General features: G+C 72.4%; 9 protein-coding genes and 1 CRISPR repeat array. Of the genes, 4 read left to right on the top strand and 5 right to left on the bottom strand.

The features are described 5' to 3' along the window. Window positions 1-298 precede the first annotated feature (298 nt). Together cas6 and ACOJVX_RS08480 are read right to left on the bottom strand one after the other, a co-directional pair. Entirely contained in the window at window positions 299-988 is a 690-nt protein-coding gene (gene cas6 / locus ACOJVX_RS08485; RefSeq protein ID WP_026420733.1) for a CRISPR-associated endoribonuclease Cas6, read from the bottom strand. A 590-nt stretch (window positions 989-1,578) separates the two neighbouring features. Further along, window positions 1,579-2,946 (bottom strand): flavin-containing monooxygenase, encoded by a 1,368-nt coding sequence (locus tag ACOJVX_RS08480; RefSeq protein ID WP_422647390.1) that lies wholly within the window; start codon window positions 2,944-2,946, stop codon window positions 1,579-1,581. A 135-nt stretch (window positions 2,947-3,081) separates the two neighbouring features. Here ACOJVX_RS08480 and ACOJVX_RS08475 point away from each other — a divergent pair, with 135 nt between their 5' ends. Both ACOJVX_RS08475 and ACOJVX_RS08470 read left to right on the top strand, forming a co-directional pair. Then, entirely contained in the window at window positions 3,082-4,101 is a 1,020-nt protein-coding gene (locus ACOJVX_RS08475; RefSeq protein WP_418152682.1) for an SDR family oxidoreductase, read from the top strand. Then, a complete protein-coding gene (locus ACOJVX_RS08470; protein WP_051713498.1) occupies window positions 3,998-4,630 on the top strand; it encodes a TetR/AcrR family transcriptional regulator in 633 nt (210 codons plus the stop codon). Before ACOJVX_RS08475 ends, ACOJVX_RS08470 begins: the two co-directional genes overlap by 104 nt. Window positions 4,631-4,685: 55 nt before the next feature. On the opposite strand, the gene ACOJVX_RS08465 is transcribed toward ACOJVX_RS08470, so the two are convergent. Together ACOJVX_RS08465 and ACOJVX_RS08460 are read right to left on the bottom strand one after the other, a co-directional pair. Next, window positions 4,686-7,481 carry a hypothetical protein gene (locus ACOJVX_RS08465; RefSeq protein WP_418152678.1) on the bottom strand — a complete coding sequence of 932 codons (2,796 nt, stop codon included), beginning with the start codon at window positions 7,479-7,481 and terminating at the stop codon, window positions 4,686-4,688. Next, window positions 7,478-9,250: an HSP90 family protein gene (locus tag ACOJVX_RS08460; protein ID WP_422647389.1), complete on the bottom strand. Its 1,773-nt coding sequence runs from the start codon at window positions 9,248-9,250 to the stop codon at window positions 7,478-7,480. Before ACOJVX_RS08460 ends, ACOJVX_RS08465 begins: the two co-directional genes overlap by 4 nt. 592 nt (window positions 9,251-9,842) lie before the next feature. Continuing rightward, window positions 9,843-10,903: a CRISPR direct-repeat array (repeat unit 37 nt; unit sequence GTTGCACCGGCCCTCCGGGGCCGGTGAGGATCGCAAC). 90 nt (window positions 10,904-10,993) lie between these two features. Here ACOJVX_RS08460 and ACOJVX_RS08455 point away from each other — a divergent pair. Continuing rightward, complete coding sequence (locus ACOJVX_RS08455) at window positions 10,994-11,458, top strand: hypothetical protein (RefSeq protein WP_418152675.1); 465 nt, start codon at window positions 10,994-10,996, stop codon at window positions 11,456-11,458. A gap of 15 nt (window positions 11,459-11,473) precedes the next feature. Here the strand turns inward: ACOJVX_RS08455 and ACOJVX_RS08450 are convergent, their stop codons facing one another. After that, a complete protein-coding gene (locus ACOJVX_RS08450) occupies window positions 11,474-12,217 on the bottom strand; it encodes a peptidase E (RefSeq protein ID WP_026420729.1) in 744 nt (247 codons plus the stop codon). Between the two features lie 398 nt (window positions 12,218-12,615). Between ACOJVX_RS08450 and ACOJVX_RS08445 the strand changes: the two genes are divergently transcribed. Then, on the top strand, window positions 12,616-13,131 hold the full coding sequence (locus tag ACOJVX_RS08445; protein ID WP_026420728.1) for a pyridoxamine 5'-phosphate oxidase family protein: 516 nt from the start codon (window positions 12,616-12,618) through the stop codon (window positions 13,129-13,131). The last annotated feature ends 568 nt before the right edge of the window (window positions 13,132-13,699 follow it).

The following is a 13,699-nucleotide window of genomic DNA, read 5'->3' as shown; positions in this document are numbered from 1 at the left end:
GAGGGCGGCCGAGGGGAGGCCACCGGCTCCGGTGCTCGGCCGGGCACGCACCCCGACGCGGCGGTGCGCGGGCGCGAGTGCCGTCGGCGGCCGTCGCCCCCGGGGAACGGTGGACGACCGGGCGGGGCGGCCACACCGCCGTGACGGAGGTGGCGGAACGGCGCTCCGGCACCCCCCGCGGGCCCGACCGGACGAGGGTGGGCGCGCCGCGACGGCCGGGGGTCGCCGGTCACCTCGGGTCGGATCACCGACGGCGACGACATGGACCGCCCCGGTGGCGGACGTCCCCGGGGGTCCCTCAGCGGATCCAGCCGAACCCCTGGTTGTTGCCCAGGCCCAACCCCCAGGACCGGATCGCCTCGACGAAACGTGGGTCCGCGCTGAGCCGGACCCGGATGACGGCCCCGATCCTGGGCGCGCCCTGCACCAGGAACCGCCGGCGCGGACCGGAATCGACGAGGACCAGGTCCTGCGGCGCGGGCAGGCCCAGCACGTCGGCCTTGTGCCGCAGGTTGTGCGCCAGCCGGCCGAGGAACGCCGGGTGGGTGGGCTCGATGAACTGGTTGTCGTACTTCACGAGGACCGGGGTGGCCGTGGTCAGCTCCACCTCGCCCCCGGCCGTCGGTTCGGCGGTCTCCACGCGCACCTCCCGGACCCGCAGCACCGTCCTGCCCCAGCGCAGGCTGTCGTGCCGGTGGAGCGCGGCGGCCATCGGACCCGCGATCTCGGGCATGGGAGAGCCGAACCAGACCGCACCCCGGTCCGAGGTGGTGTAGACGCCACGCCGCCGAGGGGCGCCCCGGAACTGGGGGCAGGTGAGCCCGAAGGGGCGCATCGGATCGCCGCGCCACCCCTCGTCGTGCAGGCTGCGCGCGAGTTCCCCGTTCTGGCTGCGCAACAACGTGTAGGCGACAGCGCGCGCCGGGCCGAAGACGTCCGCCCAGTGCATGGTCTCCGCCTTGGTGTCGACGTCCACCCGAATCCGCATGGAATCCCCCGTGGTTGCCCCGCCAGTCCCGGAACCGGTTCGCGCGCCGGTGGCGGAATTCGGGGAACCGGGAACGGCACCCGTTCTCCCGGACGGCGAACGCGGTGAGGCGGTAGATTAGCGTCCGCGCTTCCGCCGAACGGCGGGCCCCCGCGTTCTCCCGCCGCCGATCATCGGAACACCGGTCCACTCTGGCGAGGCGCCGCAGTGTGGGCCGCTCCTTTTCCTCGTTCCCCTCGACGAATTCCGCGGGAGGACGCGGCCGAACCCCGGGAATAACCAGCGGGCCGAGATCCGAAATTTTCGTGGTGATCTTTTCGACGCGTCTCACGCCGGCGGTCGTCGTGCTCCGGCGGGCCGAGACCCGGCTCGGCCTCCGGTGCTCGTCGCCCCTCGGTTCGCGGCCACGAGGTGGTGCGCGCCGGCCGGGGCTCCGGACCGGGAGGGGGTGGCCCGGTCCGACCACCGCGCGCGGTCGAACCGGACCGTCTCACCTCCCGCAACAGGGTCTGCGCCGACCCGCGGGCCGCCCCGCCGGTCGGAGACGGGTTCCCGGGTGCGGCACCCGGTCGAGCCCGTTCGCGTGGTGGTCAGTGGTCACGCCACCGGGACGGATCACCACCAGCCCGCAACGCCTCCAGCTCCCGGTGGGCGCGCTCCAGCTCCCGCCGGTAGACCCGCTGGTCGGCGTAGGCGCGGTGCCGGGGGCTGTCGAGGTGGCGGACACCGCCGCTGAGGTTGGGCCGCAGCTGCTTGCGGACCGCGAGCAGCCGGGCGGCCGGTCCACCGACCCGGTGGGTCAGCACCGCGCTGGCCACCAGGTCCGCCTGCCGGCTCAACAACGGGAACGCGCCGGCGTCCGTCTCGAAGAGACCGAGGAAGAACAGGTCGGGGCGCCGCCGGTCCAGCACGTGGAGGTAGAGGTCGGGTGTCCCGGCCCCAGCCCCCACGAGCCCCGGCGGCAGGAACGGGAAGTCCACCCGGTAGCCGGTGGCCTGGATGACCAGGTCGGGACGCCAGGTGCTGTCGTCGGTGAAGCGGATCTCGGGCCCCTCCAGGGCGACCACGTCGGGAACCGCCGTGACGTCGCCGTGGCCGAGGTGGTGCAGGATGCGGTCGTTGAGGATGGGGTGGCTCTCGAAGATGCGGTGGTCGGGCGCGGGGAGGCCGTAGTCCTCTGGCCTGCCGGCGAGCAGCCGGAGCAGGCGCCGCATCACCGCCTGCCGCAGCCACGCCGGCAGCGGCGGGCTCTGGGCGGCGAAGACGTCGGCCGGCCGGCCCAGCACGTACTTCGGGATGACGTGGTAGCCGCGCCGCAGGCTCAACCGGGTCTCGACCGCCGCCGTCGCCGCGTCGCAGGCGATGTCCACCCCCGAGTTCCCGCCCCCGACGACCAGCACCCGACGCCCCCGCAGCCGTCCGGGCCCGTCGTAGTCCCTGGCGTGGATCAGCTCACCGTCGAAGGCACCGGGCCACTCGGGCCTCCGGGGCGTCCACTGCCGCCCGGTGGCGACCGCCAGGCCCGCGTACCGGTGGGAGCGCCCGTCGGAGAAGGTCACCGCCCAGCCGCCCGACGGCTCCGGCCGGGCGGAGGTCACCGCCCGCCCACCGGTGAAGTGCTCGTGGACGTCGTGGTGCGCCGCGAACTCCCGCAGGTAGTCCAGGATCAGGCGGTGGCCCGGGTAGTCCGGGTAGCGCGCCGGCATCGGGAATCCCGCGAAGGCGGACATCGTGCGGGAGCTGATGAAATGCGCGGAATCGTAGAGCGGCGTCCCCGGATTCTCCCGATCCCACAATCCGCCGATCGCGTGATGTCGGTCGACGAGGTCGAAGGAAATGGACCGACGCCGGAACGCGGCGGCGAGCGCCAGACCGGCGGGTCCGGCGCCGATGACGAGATACCGGTCCGATGTCGACGCGGGACCACCGGAACCCGACGGCCGTTTCCTGGTGGTCATCACCAACCCCGAGAAGAAAGCGGAACTCGAATTGAATTCGAGTTATACTCCCAAGATCAGCACGCGGTCAAGTCCCTCCCGGAGGTCCGTGCCATGCCGGTGACACCGGAGAAACCATCCCGCCACCCCCATCCGGTGCCCGCGACCACGGCGCGCCACTGGCCGCCGCGCCGGCACCCCTCCCCCGGTTTCTGGGCGGGACGCCACGCCGTGGTGACCGGGGGGTCGAGCGGGATCGGACTGGCCCTGGTGGACCGGCTCCTCCACCTCGGCGCCCGGGTCAGCGCCGTCGCCCTGGACGACGAACACCTCGACCGGCTCACCCGCCGCGCCACCACCACCCCGCGCCTGGTGACCCGCGCCCTGGACGTCACCGACCTCGGCGCCACCCGCGACACGCTCGCCGGCCTCGCCGAGCAACACGGCCCGTGCCACTCCCTGTTCACCTGCGCCGGGATCACCGAACCCGGCTACTTCCACCGCCTGTCCGACGACACGTTCCGCTCCATCATGGAGGTCAACTACTTCGGCACCCTCCACTCCGTGCGCGCCGTGGTACCCGCCATGACCGCCGCCGGGCACGGCACCCTGACCTGCGTCGTGTCCGTCGCGGGGATCCTCGGGGTGTTCGGCTACGGCGCGTACTCGCCCAGCAAGTTCGCCGTGCGGGGGCTCACCGAGGTGCTGCGCCAGGAGCTCCGCCCGGCCGGCGTCCGCGTCAGCGCCGTCTACCCACCCGACGTCGACACCCCGATGCTCGCCCAGGAAACCCCGCTCAAACCCCCCGAGCTGCGCGCCCTCTCCGGAACGATCCGCCCCCTGAGCGCGAGCCGGGTCGCCGAAGCCATCCTCGCCGGCACCCAACGAGGACATCCGGTCATCATCCCGGACTGGCGCACCAGGGGGCTGCGGTGGGTGGCCGGCGCCGCGCCGGGAGTGGCGAACGCGATCATGGACCGGATCATCACCGGGGCGAGCCGGCCAGGAGGAGGCGATCCGCGGAACCCGGGCCCGACCCCGGACCGGCAGGACGGAAAGGCGAGGGCAGCACGTGAGCACAGCGATCCCCGGCTACCGACGTCGACCAGCGCAGGCGCGCACCCAGGAACGAGCACGCCGCATCCTCGCCGCGGCGGAGGAACTGCTGGTCGGTGAGGGCTACGCGGCCGTCACCACCAGCAGGGTGGCCGCCGTCGCCGGAATACCGGTGAGCTCCCTCTACCACCTCTTCCGCGACCGGGACAGCATCGTCGACGCCCTCGTCGCGGGCTACCTCGACCGGTTCCTCGACATCACCGACGACATCTCCTCGGCCGTCGAACACCACACGGTGGGCCTCGACCAGGTGGTGTCCGAACTGGTCGACGGCTACGCCAGCCTCTACCGCACCGAACCCGGGTACCGGGTGCTCTGGCTGGGCGGCCACCTCGACGGCCGGCTCGCCGCCAAGGACCGCGACAACAGCAGCCGGGTCGCCGAACGGCTCCGGACCGTCCTGGCCGAACAACCCGAGGCCGCCCACCGACCCGAACTCGTCGCGCTCGCCTGCCGCGTCGGCGTCGAGATCGGCGACCACCTGCTGCGACTGGCCTTCCAGGAGAACCCGGACGGCGACCCCGCCATCCTGGAACAGGCCAAGATCGCCGTCACCGCCTACGTCCGCCAGGCCCTGACCCGACGCTGACGCCGGGGGCTCCGGGACCGCGACACCCGGAGCCCCCGCACCGACGGCGTGGACGTCAACCCCGCAACTCCCCCAACAGCTCCGCCACCCGCTCCCGGTAGTTGTCGGCGCCCTCCGGAAGCTCGTCCAACGCGTGGGTCAACACCACTTCGGCCTCGTCCCGCCGGTCCAGGTCGATCAACATCCGCCCCCGCAGCACGTCGGCGATCGCCGCCTCCACCCGCCCGTCCAAGGCCCGAAAACCCGCCGCGGCCGCCGACGCCCTGGGCAATCCGTCGTCCAGCCGTCCCAGGGCGGCGAGGATCCGGGCGGCGTCGTAGGACAGGCGCGCCCGCTGCCAGCCCACGGCGGGATCACCGGCGGGCAGCTCCGCGGCCAGCTCGTCCGCACCGGACAGCACCTCCCACGCCCGCTCACCCTCCCCCGCCCAGTGCCAGGACAACGCGGCCTTCCGCCGGTTCTCCAACTCCTCCACCCGCCGCTCGGCCCGCCGACAGGCCTCGGCGGCCCGCAGGTAACGCTCCGCCGCCTCGGCGTCGCGGTCCTGCTCGTCCAACACGTCGGCGACGTGGCCGTGCATCTGCGCCACCCCGGCCGGGTTCTCCTCCCGCTCGCAGTACTCCACGAGCTCGTCGAAGAGGGCGAGCGCCTGCTCGACATGCCCCAACGCCCGGTAGGACTGCGCGAGCAGGAACCGCCCCCGGTACAGCTCGTCGACGTCACCGAGCCGCTCCAGCGCCGGCAGCGCCTCCTCGGTGGCCTCCGCCGCCTCGTCGGGCAGTTCGATGCGAAGGCAGGCGTCGGCCAGGTCGAGCCGCACGTAGGCCGCCCGCTCCGCCTGCCCGTCCTCCTCCAGGTCCACGACGAGGTCGGTCAACTGCTCCTGGGCCTCCAGCGACCGGCCCAGGTTCAACGCCACCTGCGCCCTGCGGTGCAGGGCGGCGAACCGGAGCGCGGACTCGTCGGTGCGGGCCGCCTCGGCGAACAGGCCGTACGCGCCGGGCAACTCCCCCAGGTTCGCCCGCAGCGAGGCCAACCCGAACTGCACGCGGCGCAACAGCGTGGAGGGCGGGAACGCCTCCAACTCCTCCAACGCCCGTTCCCACAACGGCAGCAGCCGGGTGCGCGCGTCCAGCCCGGCCTGGCTGGCGAACCGCGCGTGCTGCGCGACCACCCCGGCCAACACCACGCGGTCACCGAACCGTTCCGCCCGCTCGACCGCCTCCGCCAACAACTCCACGGCATCGTCGGTCCGGTCGCTGAGGTGGTAGGCCGCCGCCAGCCGGCACCGGGCCCGCAGCGCCTCGCCCCGGTGGCCGTCACCGTCGAGCGCCAACAGGCCCCGGTTGATCTCGGCGAGCCCCTCCTCGGACCGCCCACCCTGGCAGAGAAGCACGCCCAACCGGGTCCGCGTCTCGTTCTCCCGCACCAGGTCCCCCACCCGCGCGAACAGGGTCATCGCCCGCCGCCAGGTCTCCTGGGCCAGTTCGACGTCACCGTCGGCGAGGCGGAACCCGTGCGCCACCAGACGCCGGGCCAGCAACGCGGGTTCCGGGTGCGGGCACAGCTCGTCGAACCGCTCCCACGCGGACGCCGCCCGCCCGTCGTTCTCGAACCACATCTCCCGCTCGGCGAGCTCGGCCAGCGCCTCCGGACGCTCCGGCAGTACCTCGGCCGTCGGCGGCTCACCCGGCGCGGTCGGCGCGGTCGCCGGCGCCTGCCCGGACCGGCCCCGCCGCACCAGACCGGACAACGGCAGGTGGTCGACCAGCGGTTCCTCGACGAGCTGGCCGCGCACGGACTCGCTCTGGTGGGAGGTGCCGTTGCGTTCGTCGAACCGCGCCGCCACCGCCAGCGCCCGATCGGCCAGCTCGTCCCGCAGCCGCGCCACCGGCACCGTCGTCGCCTCCCGCTCCCGGAAACCGGGACGACGCACGGGGTCGTCGCCGTGCCCCCGGGCCACGATCAGGTCAAGGGTGCGGGAGGCCGCGGCGGCGAACTCCATCTCGGTCATCGGGGACGGCGGCTCGTCAAGCCACCCGAGGTGCCGTTCCACGAGTTCCAGCCCGCGCACCTCGTTGCCGCTCAACGCGCAGAACCGGATGTGCTCGGCCACCAGGGCCAGTTCGCTCCTGTCGTGCTGCACGGCCCGGTAGGCGCGGCGGTGCGCGTCGGCGGCGTCGTCGAGCGCCCCCACCCGCAGGTAGGGCCGGAGCAGCGCGGTCAGGATGCCGTGCGGCTGCTCGGTGCACGCCAGCTCACCATCGAGGACCGGCGCGGCCAACGCCACCGCCTCCTCGTACCGGCCGGTGTCCTCGAGGTGGTACACCTTCTCGCTCGGTTCGCAGCCCGCGCAGTCGGACATCGCGCTCCGGGGGCTGGCGCACCACAACCGGTACTCCTCCTCGGCGGCGTCGAGGTCACCGAGGTGCCGGTGCACCCTCGCGCGGCGCTGGTGCACCGGACCCACGCCGTGACCGGCGAGCCGGTAGCGCCGCTCCATGTCGGCCAACACCGCCCTGGTCCGGTCGAGCGACACCTCGGGGAAGGAGGTCAACGCCCCGATCACGCCCTTGAAGTACCAGAACAACTGGTGGTCGAACCGCGAATCCGACTCACCCCGGTCGTAGGCGGCCAGGCACCAGGAGAACGGCACGACCATCTTCGCCGGTTCGCCGCCGTACTGGTACGCCGCCACCGCCAGGATGCGGGACGCGTACCGCAACCCCGGACGCCCCACCGCGTCCGACCGCCGGACCACCTCCTCGGCGGCGGCCACCTGGGAGGCACCGTAGGGCAGCCGCCAAGCCGCCCGCAGCATCTCCTCGACCTCCTGCTCGCTGTGGCTCACTGCTGGTCCTCCGAAGGAATGGCCCGCTCCAGCAGGCCGAGAAACGAGCGGTTCAGAAGGGCGGCGTCCGCCGGCCGGATCGGGTGGTAGCCGAGCAGGAGGGCCTGCCCGTACAGCGACTCGACGGCCAACCGCACCGCCTCGGGATCCCGCGAGGCGCAGACCCGCCGCACCAGGTCGTTGCGGTGGTTCAACACCAGGCGCGGGCGGTCCTCCCTTGGTTTCTCGAAGGCCGACAGCACCCCGGCCCACAGTTCGTCCACCTGCTGCCGGGTGGAACGCAACTCGGACTGGAAGGCCGCCGACCGGTCGACCAGGTACAGCACCGGCAGGTTGACCGGGTCGAAGGAGCGCAGCACGAGTTCACAGCCCAGCCCGTCGAGCACCCCCTGCGCGGCGGTGACGAACGGCCGCGCGGCCAGTTCCTCCGCCGGGTCGACCGGTTCGAAGCGGGTGACCAGATCCGTGGGGTCGAGCCGCACGACCACCGCGTCCCCGTCCACGACCGGGAGACGGTCGATGATCTCGGAGTCGTAGGTGTAGCCGCCGTTGACCACGGCGAGGCCCTGGGCGGCCGCGACGGCGGCCAACTGGCGGAAGTCCTCCGCCGTCGTCGTGTACCGCACCGTGCCGTGGCGCGCGCGGAAGTCGGCCAGCGTCATCCGGCCGACGTTGGTCTCCATCGGCATCCACCGCTCGACGAGGCGCAGCATCTCGTCGTCGTGCAGCGCGAGCGCCTTCACCCCCAGGTGGTGGATCTCCAGGAACCTGGCCAGCCGCGCCGGTTGGGTCCTGGCCAGCCCCGTCATCCAGCCACGCAGCCGGGCCCCCAGCGCCTCGCGGGTCGCCTCCAGCAGGCCGTCGTCGTACAGGGCCTCCCGGCTCGCGGTGGGCCGCAGGCCCTCCGCGTCGACGACGCAACGGGCGAAGAACGCCCAGTCGGGCAACAGCCCGTCGCCGCTCTCGGTGAGCAGCATCCGCTTCAGGTAGACCCGGTGCCCGGCGCGTTCGGCCGGGTTCGCGGGGAAGGGCAGCACGTAGGCGACACCGGTCAGCCCCGCCTCCGGAACCGCGAGGTCGATGACGTCGAACGGGGTGAAACCGAAGGTGTCCTGGGCGTAGCCGAGCAGGTCCGCGTCCCGTTCCCCCGGGGTCCGGTCGTCGGACCGCCACGGCGGCCCGTCCCCACTGACGGCCTCGCCGGCGACAGTGACCCGGAAGGGCAGCAGGGAACCGTAGAGCCGGCAGAGGTCCCGCACCGTCTCCGGTTCGAACCACTGCTCCGCGCCGCGTCGGGCGCGGAGGGAGACGGTGGTGCCCGGTTCGTCCCGCTCCGCCGGGCCGATGGCGTACGTCCCGTCGGACCGGCCGAGCCACTCCACCGCCGGACCACCGCTCACCGAACGGGTCACGACGCGGACCTCATCGGCCACGAGGAACGCGGAGAGCAGCCCGATGCCGAACTGGCCGAGGAACTCGTGGCGGGCGAAACCGAGTTCGTCCCGCTTGGAGCTGCGACCGATGGTGGCGAGGAGTTCGTGGACCTGCGACTCGGTCAGGCCCACCCCGGTGTCACTGATGGTGAGAGCGCGGTCGGTGAGTTCGATCCCGATGGCGGCGGGGGCGTCGGGATTTCCGACGCGGCGGGCCGTCACGGCGTCCACGGCGTTCTGCAACAGTTCCCGCAGGTAGACGCGTGGGCTGGAGTACAGGTGGTGGCTGAGCAGATCGACGACTCCGCGAAGATCCACCTGGAATTTCTGGTTCACTGTCCCAATCCCCAGTTCACCCCAACGTGTGGTCGGGACTCGAAATGATGATCTAGCTCATCCTATTCAGCACGGCCGACGGGCACGGTGGCGGCACAACCGCCCTCAGGCTGGCCGGAGCCGCCGTCCAGTGCGCACTCCGAAGGGTCCTTTTCGGACGTACGGTCCCTCGCCCTCCCCGGACGTGGGGACCGGCTGTCGCCAGACCGTCAGCGGACACGCCGCAGGCGTGGCGTGGAGCGGACGAGCCGCGAGAGAGGAGCGCGTGCCACGGACGCGGGGTGCGCGTCGACCGAAGGCGGGAGGGGATGCGCGGTAGCTGGCACGGGGGAGGTCGAAGCCGCGGATCGCCGACGGAAGCGCGGTTCCGGATGCCGTGGGGTGGCCGGTACCGTGAGGCGCCAGTGCCGTGAGGACAGCCCGAGAACGGACATTCGGGTTCGGTCGGAGGGTCATGATCCTGCTTGGGAATCGGAAGCGTCACGCGACACGCCTGACCTCTCCCAACCAATTCCCGGGCGTGTCGACTGTTTTGCCTGGTTCCTGCGCGCTTCGTGGAGCGCGTAACCTGGAAAACCGCTGCTCGCGCAGCGTTGCACCGGCCCTCCGGGGCCGGTGAGGATCGCAACGACCCGCTGGCCGGCGACCCGATCGTGCACCTGGAGTTGCACCGGCCCTCCGGGGCCGGTGAGGATCGCAACGGGTCGCGCCTCAGTCGCGGCGAAGGACTGCCGGAGTTGCACCGGCCCTCCGGGGCCGGTGAGGATCGCAACGTCCTTGGTGGTGGCATAGGTGCGCGTCGGCTGGGGTTGCACCGGCCCTCCGGGGCCGGTGAGGATCGCAACCATTCGGGGACTCCTTCTGTGATGGTCGCCCGGCGTTGCACCGGCCCTCCGGGGCCGGTGAGGATCGCAACGCGGTCCTGTGGGATCGGGAGCAGTCGGCCATCACCAGTTGCACCGGCCCTCCGGGGCCGGTGAGGATCGCAACCTGTCAGGTCGGGTCAGGTCGGGTGTCAGGTCGGGGTTGCACCGGCCCTCCGGGGCCGGTGAGGATCGCAACCACCCAGCGGCGAATGGTCCGGCTCGGGTTACTGAGGTTGCACCGGCCCTCCGGGGCCGGTGAGGATCGCAACGGCTGCGTGGGGGCCACGTGCCCTCCTCTCTGTTGCTGGTTGCACCGGCCCTCCGGGGCCGGTGAGGATCGCAACAGGAGGAGCTCAACGACGGTAAGCCGTTCCCCGCCCGGTTGCACCGGCCCTCCGGGGCCGGTGAGGATCGCAACGATGGGCCCTGGCCGCCCGCGTCGACGGCATCTGGGGCGGTTGCACCGGCCCTCCGGGGCCGGTGAGGATCGCAACCAGGTCTGGATTGCCCAAACCTTGCCGTGGTGGGCGGTTGCACCGGCCCTCCGGGGCCGGTGAGGATCGCAACGTAACCTCCGGGGCTGCATCCAAATTGGGGCTGCATGTTGCACCGGCCCACCGGGGCCGGTGAGGATCGCAACCAAATGTCGATCTCTACGGCACCGCCTGACATCGCGAGTTGCACCGGCCCTCCGGGGCCGGTGAGGATCGCAACAGGTCCATTCCGACGCTGAGTCCGGTGCTGCCGGTCGTTGCACCGGCCCTCCGGGGCCGGTGAGGATCGCAACGGTCTGACCCCGGCGGACCGACAGGCCATCAAGGGTTGCGCCAGCCCTCCGGGCCGGTGAGGATCGCAACGCCGGGCCACAGGGCTGAAGGTGATCAGCTACGCCCTGGCTGGCCAGGCCGACGCCAGTGCGCGGGTGCTGGACGAAGCGATGCGCCTGCTCGCCCAGCCCAGCCGGGACGACGAAGTCCGCTTGGGGCAGCGCAGCGTCGTCGGCGACGACCTGTACGCGGTCTACCAAACCACCTGCGACATCTACCTCGGTCTCGGTACCGACGTGATCGACGCGCTACAACCCCGGTTGGATGGACTGGCCCGCTCCTCGCCCCGCACGGCCATGATCAGCCGCGCGAAGCTGGCTCACGCGTATGCCAACGCCGGCCAACCCGCCGACGCCGTCCGACTGGCCTGGGAAACGCTGGACGCCCACGACCAGGTCGGCTCGCACTCCGCCTTGACCGAGGTCCGGCGCACATCGCGCGTGCTGCGCCAGTGGGAGGTTCGTGCGGACGTGCGCGGGGAGATAGCCGACCTCGCCCACCGGCTGTCCGGCTGACCATCGGCCAGCCGGTTATGCGCCCTTGCCCCGTTTCAGCCGGAGCGCGTCGAGCGGTTCCTCCCGCACCTCGCCGTCCGAGGACCGGGTGACACGGTAGACGCCCGCGTTCGGCCGGTCGGCGATCGCGGCCACCAACCGGTCGTGCTCGTAATGCAGTCCGGCACCGGTGTCGGTGGCGTAGCCGACCAGACCGCCCGCGGCGCCTTCGGTGGCGAGCAGGTGGTGGAAAGCCGCCCGCCGCTCGCCTTCGCCGTAGTGCACCGCGTTGGCATGAGGCAGCAAACCCAGTCCCTCGCCGCTGCCGCGAACGCCGCCGTAGGAATCGGTGACCGTCCACGTGTGCCAGCACAGCGACCCGGCCGACTCACCGGCCAGCACAACCCCCGCCTGCCAACAGTCGGCCAGGATTGCCGGCAGGTCGTGGGCGTGCCACACCGCCAGCAGGTTGACCACGCTCCCCCTGTCCACCCAGACGACGTCCTGCTCGTGCAGGTGAGCGGCTACGTCCGGCACATTGGGTTGCTCGAACAGCGCTAGGTGGGAGGTGCGCACCTCGGTGTCGGCGAACGCCGCGTAGAAGGCGTCGATGCTGGCCTGCCGATCACCCGTGCCGGTCGATACGAAGCACAACCGCGGGCGGGGCGGCCCGCCGGCCAGGTCGAAGGCGTAGGAGAACACCGGGCCGGGCCGCCACGGGTCCCGGGCACGGTTGAACCCCATCGAGGTCGCCAGGATCGTCGGTGCGTCGGCCGCCACCCGCTCAGTGTGGCACCGTGCTGGATCACACTGCGACCGTTCGGCAGCCTCGATCCGCCGTCGCACACGGTCCCGCGACACGATCGCCAGGCCCGGACGTCGATGCCAACAGGACACCGTGGACGGCGGCCGGCAGCCCCAGCGCGGCGGTGGGACGACCCGGCTTCCCTGCCTGACCCTCCATGTCCCCCATCCGTGGGGCTGGCGGCATCCGGCCGGCCTGGGTGACCGTGTCCTGCCGCGCATCCCCTCCCGTCGCCAGCAAGGCTCATCCCGAGCCGGACGGCAGGGACCCCGCGTGGCCGGCCGCACGCTTCGCACCCAGGGCGGAGCGACCAGTTCGCCCGGCCACGGGAGTCAACCCAAGCGGAAGCCTCAACCACGAGAGGGGAACAACGATGGCGATCGACGAGCCAGTCGCGGAGCTGGACCCGAGGTTCAGCGCTCCGGACGCACTGCCGACCAGCTGGTTGCGGATGGAGAAGGCGCTGCGGGGCGCGGAGACCTACTGGTTGTCCAGCGTGCGCGGCGACGGCCGTCCGCACGTGAGCACCCTGCTCGCGGTGTGGCTGGACGGCGCGGCCTACTTCTGCACCGGTGAGGACGAGCAGAAGGCCCGCAACATCCAGCGTAGCCCGCTGTGCGCGCTGACCACCGGCTCGAACCTGCTCAACGAGGGTCTCGACGTCGTCGTGGAGGGGACGGCCGAGCAGATCTCGGAGGAGTCCGTCCTCCGGGAGATCGCCGATTCCTACCTGGACAAGTACGGGGAGGCCTGGCGGTTCGAGGTCCGCGACGGCCGTTTCCACGGCACCGGTGGTGGTGGGAACGTGGCCGTGGTCTACCGGATCCGGCCGGCCAAGATCCTGGCGTTCGACAAGGGTGGTTCCAGCCAGACCCGGTGGCGGTTCTGACCGTCCGCCGAGGTGGGAGGGCCTGGGCCGCACCGGCAGGGGCGCGGCGTGTTGGCCGTCGTCAGGGTGCGGACCCAATCCTTCGCGGACGGAGTGCCCGGGTGGTGGACGCCATCGAACGGTTCTCGCGCATCCTCCGAGTCCGCCAGGGACGGGCCGGCGGCGTGTCGCCGCCGGCCCGACCCCCAGCGCCACCCAGGGTCCGCCCATCATGACCGCTCCGCGCGAGGAACGCCGGCCGGCTGCTGCCCCGACCGGGTCCGGTGATGCGGTGACCGAGCGGCGCACCGGAGGCCCGCTGTCCACGCGAACCCGGTCAGCGCACTCCTCGGACCGCCGCGGTGGTGTTGGATCCCCGTCCCCCACGGTGGTGCTCCCGGGTCCGAGTTCCGGTCCCCATCCGCTGGAGGTGACTCGGGTACTCGGGAGCCGGGCGGGGTGATGTCCCCGCCGACGCGTCTTCCGGAGGCGTCGGGGCACGCTTCCCCCTGCATCCCCGGAGCCGCACTTGTGCCAGGGCTGGGCCGGCCGTTCGAACGGGTGCTCGGCCTCCGCCGTTCTCGCTCGC

The organism is Actinoalloteichus caeruleus, assembly GCF_049311605.1.
Taxonomy (GTDB): Bacteria; Actinomycetota; Actinomycetes; order Mycobacteriales; family Pseudonocardiaceae; genus Actinoalloteichus_B; species Actinoalloteichus_B caeruleus.
Note: the sequence above shows the minus strand (reverse complement) of the source record. Positions and strands in the feature narration are given on the sequence as shown.